11 protein-coding genes are annotated in these 13013 nt (G+C 59.5%); 5 read left to right on the forward strand and 6 right to left on the reverse strand.

The window, feature by feature from the left end:
• Positions 1-1210 (forward strand): FAD-dependent oxidoreductase (locus tag QNM96_RS20185; RefSeq protein WP_283838606.1); only part of this gene is annotated, 1210 nt, incomplete at its 5' end.
• 104 nt (positions 1211-1314) lie between these two features.
• Here the strand turns inward: QNM96_RS20185 and QNM96_RS20190 are convergent.
• Positions 1315-2283: an alpha-ketoacid dehydrogenase subunit beta gene (locus tag QNM96_RS20190; protein ID WP_283838607.1), complete on the reverse strand. Its 969-nt coding sequence runs from the start codon at positions 2281-2283 to the stop codon at positions 1315-1317.
• Between the two features lie 11 nt (positions 2284-2294).
• The gene (locus QNM96_RS20195) at positions 2295-3452 is read right to left on the reverse strand and encodes a thiamine pyrophosphate-dependent dehydrogenase E1 component subunit alpha (protein WP_283838608.1); all 1158 of its coding nucleotides are present in this window, start codon (positions 3450-3452) and stop codon (positions 2295-2297) included.
• Positions 3453-3618: 166 nt separating this feature from the next.
• On the opposite strand from QNM96_RS20195, the gene QNM96_RS20200 reads away from it, so the two are divergent.
• From QNM96_RS20200 to QNM96_RS20215, 4 genes are all read left to right on the forward strand, one after another.
• The gene (locus tag QNM96_RS20200) at positions 3619-4629 is read left to right on the forward strand and encodes an ABC transporter substrate-binding protein (RefSeq protein ID WP_283838609.1); all 1011 of its coding nucleotides are present in this window, start codon (positions 3619-3621) and stop codon (positions 4627-4629) included.
• Positions 4630-4700: 71 nt separating this feature from the next.
• Positions 4701-5486 (forward strand): ABC transporter ATP-binding protein, encoded by a 786-nt coding sequence (locus QNM96_RS20205; RefSeq protein WP_283838610.1) that lies wholly within the window; start codon positions 4701-4703, stop codon positions 5484-5486.
• Positions 5487-5489: 3 nt separating this feature from the next.
• Positions 5490-6290, forward strand: coding sequence for an ABC transporter permease (locus tag QNM96_RS20210; protein ID WP_283838611.1), 801 nt, complete (start codon positions 5490-5492; stop codon positions 6288-6290).
• A complete protein-coding gene (locus QNM96_RS20215) occupies positions 6281-7060 on the forward strand; it encodes an ABC transporter permease (RefSeq protein ID WP_283838612.1) in 780 nt (259 codons plus the stop codon). The genes QNM96_RS20210 and QNM96_RS20215 overlap by 10 nt, the downstream gene beginning before the upstream one ends.
• 120 nt (positions 7061-7180) lie before the next feature.
• On the opposite strand, the gene QNM96_RS20220 is transcribed toward QNM96_RS20215, so the two are convergent.
• From QNM96_RS20220 to folP, 4 genes are all read right to left on the reverse strand, one after another.
• The gene (locus QNM96_RS20220; protein WP_283838613.1) at positions 7181-8086 is read right to left on the reverse strand and encodes a tetrahydrofolate dehydrogenase/cyclohydrolase catalytic domain-containing protein; all 906 of its coding nucleotides are present in this window, start codon (positions 8084-8086) and stop codon (positions 7181-7183) included.
• A 200-nt stretch (positions 8087-8286) separates the two neighbouring features.
• Complete coding sequence (locus QNM96_RS20225; RefSeq protein WP_283838614.1) at positions 8287-8898, reverse strand: aminodeoxychorismate/anthranilate synthase component II; 612 nt, start codon at positions 8896-8898, stop codon at positions 8287-8289.
• Positions 8895-10409 carry an anthranilate synthase component I family protein gene (locus tag QNM96_RS20230; protein WP_283838615.1) on the reverse strand — a complete coding sequence of 505 codons (1515 nt, stop codon included), beginning with the start codon at positions 10407-10409 and terminating at the stop codon, positions 8895-8897. The genes QNM96_RS20225 and QNM96_RS20230 overlap by 4 nt, the downstream gene beginning before the upstream one ends.
• 148 nt (positions 10410-10557) lie before the next feature.
• The gene (folP, locus tag QNM96_RS20235) at positions 10558-12990 is read right to left on the reverse strand and encodes a dihydropteroate synthase (protein ID WP_283838616.1); all 2433 of its coding nucleotides are present in this window, start codon (positions 12988-12990) and stop codon (positions 10558-10560) included.
• Positions 12991-13013: the final 23 nt, after the last annotated feature.

Here is a 13013-nt window from a genome sequence, read left to right on the forward strand (position 1 = left end):
GGAGATGGGCGTCCACGCCGACCCGTCGATCGACATGCGAGCGCTCGTCGAGTGGAAGGACGATGTCGTGGATCAACTGACCGGCGGCGTCGAAAAATTATGCAAGGCCAACGGCGTCTCGTTGGTCGAGGGCACCGCGACGTTCATCGACGAGGACGCCGTTCGCGTCGCCCACGGCGGCGAAGGTCAGGGGAGCGAGTCGATCGAGTTCGAACACGCCGTCATCGCGACGGGGAGTCGTCCGCTCACGATCCCCAACTTTGATTTCGCGAACGACTCGATCTGGTCTTCTCGGGATGCGCTCGATGCCGAGGAAATCCCGGACGAGCTCCTCGTCGTCGGCGCGGGGTACATCGGCATGGAACTTTCGACCGTGTTCGCGAAAGCCGGCGCTACCGTGACTGTCGTGGAGATGCTCGAGGATGCCCTGCCAACCTACGAGGACGACATCGCACGCGTCGTCAAAGATCGAGCGGAGGAACTCGGTATCGACTTCCGATTCGGCGTCAGCGCAACCGATTGGGACGAGGCCGACGGCGGCGTACGGGTACGCGCGGAAGACGAGGACGGCGAGGAGTCGGTCTTCGACGCAGATCGCGTCCTCGTTGCCGTCGGTCGGGAACCGGTCACCGAGGACCTTGAGATCGATGCGCTCGGGCTCGAAACCAACGATCGCGGATTCATCGAAACCGACGAGCGGGCGCGAACAGACCTCGAGCACGTCCTCGCGGTGGGTGACGTGGCGGGGGAACCGATGCTGGCTCACAAGGCCAGTGCTGAAGGGCTCGTCGCCGCCGGCGTCGCCGCCGGAGAACCCGTGGCGCTCGATCACCAGGCGATCCCCGCGGCCGTCTTTACGGACCCCGAAATCGGAACGGTCGGGATGACCGAAGCGGAGGCCACCGATTCTGGATTCGACCCCGTCGTCGGAACGATGGCGCTGCGAGCCAACGGTCGGTCGCTGTCGATGGGCGAATCCGACGGATTCGTTCGAGTCGTCGCCGATTCCGAAACCGGGTTCGTCCTCGGTGGACAGATCGTTGCTCCGGAGGCGTCTGAACTCATCGCCGAACTCGGTCTCGCGATCGAAATGGGCGCGAAACTCGAGGATATTACGGGAGCCGTCCATGCCCATCCGACACTGTCGGAGGCTATCATGGAAGCGTCCGAGAACGCTCGAGATCGGGCCATTCACACGTTGAATCGGTAACCCTCGAGACGGAATTCTGAGTCGTGTTGCTCGTCGAACTGGACAGATCGCATCGAATCGTCCGAAAACGAGCCGCGTCGCAAGAAAACCCGGTTGCAGGACCGTCAGTGACTCATCGTTTCTTCGATCGCTTCTTCGATGCGCGGCGGATGCGGGATGTAGAAATCTTCCATCGACAGGAGCGGAACGGGAATATCGAATCCGGTGACCCGGTTGATCGGCGCTTCGAGGTACATGAGCGCGTCGTCGTTGATCGCGGCGATGACTTCGCCGCCGAAGCCGCCGGTCTTGGCCGCTTCGTGGACGACGACACACCGCCCCGTCTTTCGCACGGATTCGAGGACGGTCTCCCTGTCGAAGGGGGAAATCGTTCGGAGGTCGATGATCTCAGCGTCGACGTTCTCGAGGTTGTCGACGGCCTCTATCGTGTTGTGCATCATCGATCCCCAGGAGACGACGGTAACGTCGGTTCCTTCCCGGCGTACCGCCGCTTTCCCGAGCGGTTCGGTGTAGGTCTCCTCGGGAACGTCTTCTCGGAGCGAGCGATAGACGTGTTTGGGTTCCATGAACAACACCGGATCGGGATCGCGGATGGCGCTGATGAGCATTCCCTTCGCGTCGTGCGGGGTCGACGGAATCGCCAGTTTCAGGCCGGGGATGTGCCCGTACGCTCCTTCGAGGCTTTCGGAGTGGTGCTCAAGCGCACGAACGCCGGCGCCGTAGGGCGTGCGAACGACCATCGGTGCGGTGAGTTCGCCGCGGGTTCGCCAGCGGATTCGGCTTGCGTTCGTGACCAACTGGTCGAACGCGGGCGGCAGAAAGCCCGAAAACTGGATCTCGGCGACCGGGCGGTAGCCGTGAGTCGCCAATCCAACCGCGGCCCCGGCGATGGCGATCTCCGAGAGCGGTGCGTCGAGCACTCGGTCCGACCCGAACTCCGCTAACAGCCCCTCGGTGGCTCGGAAGACGCCGCCGGATTCGGCGACGTCCTGCCCGAAGACGACAGTCTTGTCGTCGTTTTCCATCTCTTTGTGCAATGCGTCGTTGACCGCTTCGATAATTGTCGCGTTCATGATATTGGCTCTTATCCCTTGGGTCGGCGTTCGATATGGTCGTACACGTCGGGCCGTTCTTCGAGAAAGTCTTCTAATCCTGCTAATTGGCGCTCGAGTTCGGGCGGCATTTCTTTGTAGAGATACTCAAATATCTCCTCGACATCGCGCTCTTCGAACTCGTCTGCGGCCTCGACGGCCTCCTCGAACTCCGTCCCAAACTCCTCGCGGATCGCCGCTTCGTCGACCGCGTCCCACCGACCGGTTTCCTCGAGGAACGAACGGTACCGCTCGAGCGGATCACGGTCTTTCCATTTTTCGACCTCCTCGTCGCTTCGGTAGCGAGTCGGGTCATCGCTCGTGGTATGTGCGCCCCGTCTGTACGTGACCGCTTCGACCAGAACCGGGTTCCCCTCGAGGGCGCGCTCTCGGGCGGTCGAGACCGCATTGTAGACGGCGAGCACGTCGTTGCCGTCGACGCGAATGCTGTCGATTCCGTACGCGAGTGCCTTCTGTGCGACCGTCTCGGCGTTCGTCTGCTCGTCGAAGGACAGCGAAATAGCGTACTGGTTGTTCAGACAGAAAAACACCGCGGGAACGCCGAGAACGCCGGCTAAGTTCATGCCTTCGTGAAACGCGCCGGTCGACGTCGCACCGTCGCCGAGGTTCGTGAACGTGACGGTGTCTTCGTCCCCGAGTTGCATCCCCCACGCCTTTCCGGTTGCGAACGGGACGTGCGCACCGACTGAGATGGACATCGGAACGATGTTTGCGTTCCTCATTCTCGACGCATCTTCGATGCCGCGCCAATACATGAGGAGGTCTCGCAGCGGAAGTCCGTGCATCAACAACGCAGCTGCCTCGCGGCCATACGGGAATATCCAGTCGTCCAGTGAAAGGGCGGATCCACTCCCGACAATGCTCGCTTCTTGCCCCCGTCCCGAAGCGATCGTTCCGAGTTGACCGCGGCGCTGAAGTTTCGTTGCACGATCATCGTACACGCGCTGTACGAGCATCCACCGATAGAGATCGCGAAACTCGTCGTCGCTGAGATCGGGCACCCGCTCAGAATCGAACGATCCGTCGGGATCTACCACGGAGTACGTTTCAATATCCACGTCTCCTTGCGAAATCGGGTCGACGCCGACGTCACCCGGCGTGAAAGAGATGGACTGTGGACTGTTATCCATTGTACGATTCTACATCTCCTAACTAACGATAAACGGTTTCTTCTACAGGTAATATTTTCCTACAGTACGCGATTTGGCTGTGTCGAACTTTGGAGATATAGATGCACTAACACGTGCGTGGCGTGTTACCGTAACACTTTTACCAATTCTGTATGACTACCAATGTATGCTACCTAGTAGCAGAAGGCAATTCCTTAAAACTGGTACAGCCGCAACAGCTGTCGGTCTCACAGGACTGGCAGGGTGCGTGGGATCGGATGAAGGGGCGCTTCAATTCAACTTTGTCGTCCCAATCGAAAATCTGGGCTCCTTGCTCGATATTCCCGAGCTCCAAGACGAGTTAGAGCACGTCGGCGAAGACTACGAGTTCGAGATTCATCAGGACGCGAGTACACCCGATACCGTAAACGCGCTCGCATCCGGCGAAGCTGATCTCGGATTACTAACCATGGAGAGTTTCCCCAATGCAGTTGCCGCCGACGCCGTTCCCGGTGGAATCTCGACGATCGCTATCGACATGTGGGACGCTCACCCGGACTACTTCGCGGTGAACGTCTGCTCGCTTCCGGACTCGGACATTACTGAACCCGAGGATTTGGAGGGTGGAACGGTCGCCGTTAACGCGGTCGGGACCGGCGTCCACGCAGTCTACGTCAAAATGTTCGATCAACTCGGTATCGACCACGAGGAAGACGTCGAATTCATCGAGCAGGGGTTCCCGACATTTATTCCGGGGCTCGAAGATGGAATCTTCGATGCGGCGATTTTCCCCGGCCTGTATTCCGTCGATGCGCGAAGCGAGGGGCTCACTGAAGTCTTTACAACCCGAGACGCGTTCCAGGAGGAACTCCGACCGTACCCATACACGTTCACGACTGCGACGAATGACGCGATCGATGAAAAGGAAGACGAACTCCAGGCGTGGATGGATGACTTCCGAGACGTTATCGATTACATCGAAAACAACCGCGACGAGGTTGTCTCGCTCGCCGCTGATCACTTCGAAATCCCCGAAGAGACGGTCGACCAGTTCTTCCTGACGGAGAACGACTACTACCGCGACTTCGAGATCGACTTCGACGCTCTCCAGGGAATCGTCGACGAAATGTACGACCTCGGTCTCACCGAGGAGGAGGTCAATATGGAAGAGCACGCGACGAACGAATTCGTCTCGTAATGGGATCGATGCTGTGTGGTCGTATCGCATGAGAACAGTTAAATAGCGTTTCGCCGCATTCCTAATCAAAAATGGTTGAAGGACACGTCACAATCTCGAATCTGGAAAAAGTATACGAATCGGGGGCTGAACGAACGAAGGCGATCGACGACCTCTCCTTAGAGGTACCAAGCGGCGAGTTTTTGAGCGTCGTCGGTCCCAGCGGGTGCGGAAAAAGCACGCTCTTGTATCTCGTTGCTGGGTTTCTCGAGGCGTCGTCGGGCACGATGGCGGTCGACGATCAGTCGATCAACGGACCGGGGACCGACCGAGGTGTCGTCTTTCAGGACTACGCGCTCTTTCCGTGGCGCACCGTCATGGGAAACGTCACGTACGGTCTCGAACAGAACGGTGTCGCCAAGGAGGAACGCCGCTCGAGAGCGCAGCGATTCATCGATATGATGGACCTCGACGGGTTCGAGGATAAGTACCCGAAGGAGCTCTCTGGCGGAATGAAACAGCGGGTTGCTCTCGCGCGAACCCTCGCGTACGATCCGAAGATTCTCCTCATGGACGAACCGTTCGGTGCGCTGGATCAACCGCTCCGCGAACTGCTCCAGGATCACCTTCTCGACATTTGGCGCGATCTCGAGAAGACGGTGATGTTCATCACTCACGACGTGGAGGAAGCGGTCTACCTCTCGGAGCGTGTGATGATCATGACTCGCCATCCTGGAACGAAAAAAGCGTCCGTCGAAATCGATGTCGACCGATCGCAGGATCGGGAGGATATCATCATGTCCGACGAGTACACCGATATGAAAAACCAAGTTTGGCAGTCACTTCGCGAAGAAACCCAACCGGAGAAACAACTGTAACCCATGTCCTATGCCAACCTTCGATTAGCCGATGTCGAAGAAACGGTGCCCGAGTCGATCCAGCGGCCCGTTCGGTTTCTCCTCGAATGGATCCCGTTGTTCATCGTCATAGGGTTCTGGGAGTTCGCCAGCGGCGTGTTCGTCCCCAGTGTCGTCCTCCCTCCGCCGTCCGAAGTCGCGTCCGTCACGTGGGAGTTGCTTGTTTCCGGTGACGTGTTGCCCCACCTGCAGATCTCGCTGTTCCGCGTCGGGGTCGGGCTCGCACTCAGCATCTCGATAGGCGTCCTGCTGGGGGTCGGTATGGCCCGCTCGGATCCCGTCGAGGACTTCTTTGAAGTCTTCCTCGCGTTGATCTACCCAATCCCCAAAGCGGCGCTCGTTCCGCTCGCGATCCTCTGGTTAGGCGTCGGTACGGAAACGGCGGTCTTGATCGTCTTCCTGGCCTGCTTGCTTCCGATCGTCTTGAACAGTTATAACTCCGCTCGAGACGTCGATCAGAACCTTATTTGGTCCGCACAGATGATGGGGATGCCGTCCTGGAAGATCCCGCTCAAGGTGGTCATCCCGGCGACGATACCGAGTATCCTCACCGGGATTCGACAAGCGATACCGATTGCGTTCATCGCGCTCGTGAGCGCGGAACTCATCGCCTCGAACGAAGGCGTCGGATTCGAAATTCTGCGCTACAGCGAGGTCGGCGCGTACACGCACATGTTCGCCGTCCTCGTTATCATTTCGGCGGCCGCTTTCTTCGCGGTCCGTGGGTACGAGTGGTTAGAACAGAAGGTGGTTCGATGGACGTAAGCAACAAGCTCTCGTTCGACCGTACCGATGCGGTCAACGCCGGAAAGTCGGTGTATTCGTTAATCATCGTTCTTCTGATCTGGGAGATCGTGACTCAGCTCGGGATGATTCACTACTACTTCCTCCCACCCCTTTCGGATATCCTCGTTCGGTTCTTCGAGATGACCGTTGACGGGACGCTCATCTACCACGGCTATCTGACGGTTCGACGGGCCCTCGTCGGTCTCGTGATCGCCTGTACGCTCGGGATAGTTATCGGCGTACTGACAGCTCGCAACCGAATTGCGAGCTGGTTCTTCGATCCCATCATCGAGGTCGGCTATCCCGTCCCCGTCATCGCTCTCGTTCCGGTCTTCCTGTTCTGGTTCGGGACCGGCGACCTCTCGAAGATCGTGCTCGTCGCGATCGGCTGTTTCTGGCCCGTCGCGATCAACGTTCGGAACGCGACTCGAGACGTCGACGAGAACCTCATCTGGTCGGCTCGGATGATGGGAACGTCGGATCGACAACTGCTCAGAAGAGTGATCGTTCCGGCCTCGGCTCCCGGCATTATCTCCGGCATCCAGATCGCGCTCCCGATCTCGCTGATCATCACCTTCGTCTTCGAGATGGTCGCGGGCGGCGGCGGGCTCGGCCACATCGAGATCCAGGGCGTGCGAACGTTCGATTCGGTGCAGGTCTACGCGACGTTGATCGCGATCATGATTCTCGGATTCGCCCTCGACAGGGGTCTCCGTCAAGTGCGCTTTAGACTCCTTAATTGGACCTAACGGGAGCATCCCTCTTTCTTCACTGTCGTAGCGTTCGACGTGATCGATCGGTACGAGAAAATGTCTCGTCGGACGGCTACTCACTGGGGCGTCTACCGAAGTGGAGACGATTAGAAACGATCACAGCGTCGGCTCCGGCAACTCGACTTCGATACCTTCCTGCAGACCCGTCGCCTTCACCGTATTGTACAGAAGCATCGATATCGTCATCGGTCCGACGCCGCCAGGAACTGGCGTAATCGCACCGGCTTTCTCTTTTGCACTGTCGAATTCGACGTCTCCGACCAGTTCGTACCCCTTCTCGGTAGCCGCATCGACGCGGTTGACGCCGACATCGATGACGACGGTCCCTTCCGAGATCATCGAGCCGTCGATGAGGTTCGGGACGCCGGTCGCCGCGACGACGATATCCGCGTCGCGGGTTTTCTCGCCGAGGTCGCTCGTGCGCGAGTGGCAAACGGTGACGGTCGCGTTACCGCCCGGCCCTTTTTGCGTTAGTAAGTTTGCCAGCGGTTTGCCGACGATGTTCGACCGGCCGACGATGGCGACATCTTTCCCTTCCGGATCGACGTCTATCGCCGACAGGAGTTTTTGGACGCCGTGAGGCGTGCACGGAACGAATCGCGGAGTACCCGAGACGAGTCGCCCGACGTTTTCCGGATGAAAGCCGTCCACGTCTTTCATCGGATCGATCCGCTGAAGTACCGCCTGCTTGTCGACGTGGTCGGGAACCGGCATCTGGACGAGGATGCCGTTCACGTCGGGATCCGAATTCAGAGTATCGATATGTTCGAACAACTCCTCCTGTGACGAATCCGCGTCGATCTCGATGTGAATGCCGTTTACGCCGACCGCATCACACGCCCGCTGTTTCATCGAGACGTACGTCTCGCTGGCGTCGTCGTCGCTCATGAGAACGGTCGCGAGGCTCGGGGTGACCTCCGAGTCCGATAACGCGGCTACGCTCTCCGTCAGTTCGTTCTTGATCCGGTCTCCGATCTCGTTGCCGTCGATAATTTGGGTCATGTTGTGGCGAACACCTTTAGTTTGGGTTTCCGTGTACGAATACGAGTCGATTCAGGCTGGTCCGTCGATTACTCCGGAATATCGCTCGCCCTCGTCCACTCGGTGGGTACCAAGTCACAATCAACCTAAAAAATGATTTCGATGTCTGTAACGCCGAAGCGACGCGTACGCGAGTAATCGACCGGCGTCCAGCGTCGCTTTCACTCGACAACCGCAATCGAACTGCAAAAGTTCTCGACCATTCGCTCTCCCATCTCGGTGAGAACGCTTTCCGGGTGAAATTGAATCCCGAAATGGGGCTTTTCCGCGTGTCGGACGCCCATAAGCACGCCTCGCTCGTCGTCAGTTCGTGCTGTCGGGACGATGCAATCGGGAAGTTCGCTACCCGTCGCCGCGAGCGAGTGGTACCGGCCGGCCGTAATCGGGTTCGGAAGGCCGGCGAACAGTCCTTCGTCGTCGTGTACGACAGTCGATGATTTTCCGTGGACCACTTCGGGCGCGTGGTCAACGGGTACACCGTTGGCCGCACAGAGCGCCTGATGGCCGAGACACACGCCCAGCGTCGGATACTCGGTTTCAACGAAGATATCCATCGAGACGCCGGCATCGTACGGTGTTCCGGGTCCCGGCGACACGACGATTCCGTCCGGATCCAGTTCGCGAACCCCCGCGATGTCGATTTCATCGTTGCGTCGGACCACGACTGGCGACGAACTGCGCGCTTCGGTCCCGTGCGTTGCTGGGACGGCATCACCGATGTACTGTACCAGATTGTAGACGAACGAGTCGTAATTGTCGATAATCAGGATCATTTGACATCCTCGAGTGTGCCGGTCGGCGTTTCGACGTCGAAAGACCCGCTTTCGTCGAGTGCCGTGTCGATAGCGGTGATCAGTGCGGCAGCTTTGTCCAGCGTCTCGTAGTATTCACTACCCGGATCGGAGTCGTGGACGATTCCCGCTCCCACCCGAAGGTGGTACTCGTCTTCGTGCCGGACGAGCGTTCGGATAATGATGTTCAACGTAGCGCGGTCGTCGAAACCGAGGACGGCGATACTGCCGGTGTACGGCCCGCGACACGTGTGTTCGACTTCGTCGATAATTTCCATCGTTCGCGGTTTGGGTGCGCCGGTGATCGTTCCGCCGGGAAAGACCGCGCCGATGGCGTCCGCGATCGAAGTCTCGGCACGCCGTTTCCCTTCGATCAGTGAGACGAGGTGCATCACCTCCGAATACCGGTCGATGCGGCGGTATTCGGTAACGTCGATGGTTCCGTACTCGCAGACTTTTCCGAGGTCGTTCCGTTCGAGGTCGACCATCATTGCGTGTTCCGCGCGCTCTTTTTCGTCTGCGCGTAACTCCGTCTCGAGCGATTCGTCTTTCTCCTGGGTCTCCCCGCGAGGACGAGTTCCGGCGATCGGTTCCGTCGCCACCCGATCGTCTCTGACCTCGAGCAGAAGCTCCGGGCTCGCACTCACCAGATCGACGCCCGGGTATTCGAGCAGTCCCGAGTAGGGGGCCGGGTTAACAGCCCGGAGCGCCGAGAACGCTTCGACCGGATGGACGTTCGCCGGTGCCGTGAGCCGGTGAGAGACGTTCGCCTGGAACGTGTCTCCGTTGCGGACGTGCTCTTTGACCGTTCTCACTCGGTCGGCGAACCCCTGCGGGCCGCAACTGCTTTCGAAGCTGGCCGATTTCGCGGCCGATGTCGGCATCGATATATCGGACGAACCCGTCGTCGCGTCTTCGGCTAGTGCCACCGCTTTTTCTCGTCCGCGCTCGTACGCCGCCCTCGGATCGTCTTTCACGACCGGACAGGCGGTAACGTGGAGTGTAACCTCCCCGTCGCACGGCTGACGCCAGGCGGCGACGCAGTCGAATACACCGAGCTGGAGGTGGGGCAGTCGTCGCTCGTTTCTCGTCGTCGTCGGCAGATCCTCGAGTTCGCGGGCGACATCGTACGAGAGCCAACCGAACGCACCGCAGGGGTAGGGCACGTTGCAGTGACCCCGGACCAGCTGTTCGCGTTCGAGGAGTTCGTCGATAGCCGCTAACGACGGACTCGAGTCGCTGTCCTCGCGGAAGACGTCCTCCGTGTCGATCCGAACGCGTTCGATCGGTTCGATGCCGAAGTACCCCCAGCCGTCCTGACCGCCGGAGGTCTCGAGATAGAACCCGCCGGCCCCGTCTCGAGCGTTTCGGTACGCGTCGAACGTGTCCGAAACGACGACGCGCACTTCGACCGGAACTCTGGCGTTCGAGGGTGCGTTCTCGGCGACGCTTGCGAACGTCTCGACGTCCGTTTTGACGGCTGGTTCAGTCATGGCCGGGGAGATTCTACTCGTGGCGATCGTTTTGGGTGTGTCCAGTAGCTATCCGGAGGTACGTCGGTGGTCAAAATAACTGGTTCCCCGGGCCGGGGCCGCTGTTGGGAGGTCCGGAAACTGGGTGCCGCGAGAAATGTGTTATCCATTAGAGGTTGTCTCCTGACTGCTTTACAGATCTCGCCGTTCGGACCGCCGCCGCGTTCTCGGCGACATCGTGGACCCGAATAATGTCCGCACGGCGTTCGGCGGCCAGTGCGGTCGCCGCGACTGTCGGTGCAAGCCGATCGTCGGGCCCGCACCCGACCTCGCTGAACAGCGATTTGTGAGAGTGCCCGAGAAGCACCGGACAACCGAGCGCCTGCAGTTCGTCGAGTCGGCCGATCAGTTCGAAGCTCTCCGACGCGTTCTTTCCGAACCCGATTCCGGGATCGACGATAATTCGTTCCCTCTCGATTCCGTTTCGCTCGGCGAGCAAGATTCGCTCCGTCAGATCGTCGATCACGTCCTCCACGATATCGTCGTACGGTACCGTTTGATCGGGATTCACCGGCGTCTCTAGGCTGTGCATCACGACGACGGGAACGTCGTTCTCGGCGACGACCTGGCGCATCTCGGGATCTACAAGCCCCGAGACGTCGTTGATGATATCCGCTCCCGCGTCGAGAGCCGCTTTCGCGACCTCAGCTTTTTGCGTATCGACGGCGACGAGACTCGAGCGATCCGCGAGCCGTTCGACGACCGGGATAACGCGATCGATCTCCTGGTCGGCGGGCACCGGCTTTGCCCCCGGTCGCGTGCTTTCGCCGCCGATATCGACGATGTCTGCACCGTCTTCGATGAGGCGAGTGGCTCTCTCGACGGCGTCTTCGGTCCGGTTGTACTCGCCACCGTCGTGGAAGCTGTCCGGCGTCACGTTCGCGACCCCCATGATGGCCGGCGAGTTCTTGGCCCATGGATACTCGCTCCACGGGTTGTCCTCGTCGAAGCCAAGGGTAGTGCGAAGTTGGGACGCAATATGGGAGAGCTCGCCGTCGGTTTCCTCAAGCGCTTCGATGAGTTGGCGGAACTGGTTGTGAGATCCATTCAGAACGACATCGACGTGCTGGTGAACGCCCTCGATGGCCGAGGCGGTCGCCGCTCCGCCCACAGACCGCATGCGTTCCGTTAGCTCGTCTACACTCCTCGGTCGACAGAAGGTCTTGACCGTCTGTTGCTGAAAATCCTCCAGCACACTCGAGGCGCGTGTGGGCGAGATCTGACTATTCTCGAGCACTTTCCGTAAGCTCGCCCGTGAGCGAGTTCGTTTCGGAATGAGGCGTCTCGTCCATCGATCTCGAGCTTCGGCGACCGTATACAGTGATCCCGTCACGAGCACGAAATCGTCGGGTTCGGCGCGGTCGATCGCTCGTTCGACCGCGGTGAGAACCGTCGGGGCAGTAGTGACGTCGGCAGCTGTTTCCCGGTCGACGATACTCTCGAGCGTTTCAGGTGACTCGGCGCGGTCTACGTCCGGTTGGCAGACGACGGCCGTGTCGAACCGGGGGAGTGTAGCGACCATCTCTTCGTGGTCTTTGTCCTGTAGTACCCCGAGGACCACGTGGAGTCGATCGTAGTCGTATCGGTCCACGAGTGACGCGAGTTTTGAACAGGCATCCGGGTTGTGAGCGCCGTCGAGCGCGACGTACGGCTCCGACGTGACGATTTCGAAACGCCCCGGCCACTGCACTCGCCGGAGTCCCTCCTCGACCGTCGACCGTTCGACGTCCGCGACCTGCGTTGCGAGCACTGTCGCGATGCCAGCGTTTATCGCTTGATGAGTTCCGAGGAGCGGGATCCGCGCCTCGAGATCCCACTCTGGGGTCTGTACGGTTACGCGCTCTTCAGTTTCGGATACGACCCCGTGGCTCTCGACGCGGACATCCGAACCCCGGCCACCGACGGTTACGGTCGCCGTCTCCTCGCGGATGGCCGAGAGCGCTTCGCCGATTGCACCGGTCACTAACGGTCCGTCTGAAGGGGCAACCTGAGCCTTATCACGGGCGATTTCTTCGACGGTTTCGCCGAGCAGATCCGTGTGTTCCAAACTGACCGACGTGACCGCACTGGCGACGGGGTCGACGACGCTCGTCGCATCGTATCGTCCGCCGATCCCGACCTCGAGTATCGCAATATCGACGTCCTGTTCGGTAAAGTATGCGAACGCGAGAGCGGTCAGTACCTCGAACTGCGTCGGTGCGTCGCCGGCGGCGGCACGTTCGTTCACGTGTGATTGTATTCGCGAAACGAGCGATGTCAGCCGTGATTTCGGTATTTTCCTTCCATTGAGGCAGATCCGTTCGCGAAGATCGTTCAAATCGGGCGACGTGTACAACCCCACGTCTACCCCTTCCCTTTCGAGAACGCTTGCGAGCATACTCGCTGTGCTTCCCTTCCCGTTGGAGCCGGCAATCTGGATGTAATCGATTGTGTCGTATGGGACCTCGAGATCTCTGAGCATATTCTCCGTCGTTTCTGTCCCAAACTTCGGTCTAGATCGCTGTAGGGTAGCTAGATAATTGACTGCCTCGAAATACTCCATACTCTCGGTAATATTCTGTGAAG

It is taken from the genome of Halostagnicola sp. A-GB9-2 (assembly GCF_030068615.1).
In the GTDB taxonomy this organism is placed as follows: domain Archaea; phylum Halobacteriota; class Halobacteria; order Halobacteriales; family Natrialbaceae; genus Halostagnicola.

Excerpts from the sequence above, each read along its gene's own strand:
- QNM96_RS20190 (WP_283838607.1), bottom strand. The coding sequence starts at position 2,283 with ATGAACGCGACAATTATCGAAGCGGTCAACGACGCATTGCACAAAGAG.
- QNM96_RS20195 (WP_283838608.1), bottom strand. The coding sequence starts at position 3,452 with ATGGATAACAGTCCACAGTCCATCTCTTTCACGCCGGGTGACGTCGGC.
- QNM96_RS20200 (WP_283838609.1), top strand. The coding sequence starts at position 3,619 with ATGCTACCTAGTAGCAGAAGGCAATTCCTTAAAACTGGTACAGCCGCA.
- QNM96_RS20205 (WP_283838610.1), top strand. The coding sequence starts at position 4,701 with ATGGTTGAAGGACACGTCACAATCTCGAATCTGGAAAAAGTATACGAA.
- QNM96_RS20210 (WP_283838611.1), top strand. The coding sequence starts at position 5,490 with ATGTCCTATGCCAACCTTCGATTAGCCGATGTCGAAGAAACGGTGCCC.
- QNM96_RS20215 (WP_283838612.1), top strand. The coding sequence starts at position 6,281 with ATGGACGTAAGCAACAAGCTCTCGTTCGACCGTACCGATGCGGTCAAC.
- QNM96_RS20220 (WP_283838613.1), bottom strand. The coding sequence starts at position 8,086 with ATGACCCAAATTATCGACGGCAACGAGATCGGAGACCGGATCAAGAAC.
- QNM96_RS20225 (WP_283838614.1), bottom strand. The coding sequence starts at position 8,898 with ATGATCCTGATTATCGACAATTACGACTCGTTCGTCTACAATCTGGTA.
- QNM96_RS20230 (WP_283838615.1), bottom strand. The coding sequence starts at position 10,409 with ATGACTGAACCAGCCGTCAAAACGGACGTCGAGACGTTCGCAAGCGTC.
- folP (WP_283838616.1), bottom strand. The coding sequence starts at position 12,990 with ATGGAGTATTTCGAGGCAGTCAATTATCTAGCTACCCTACAGCGATCT.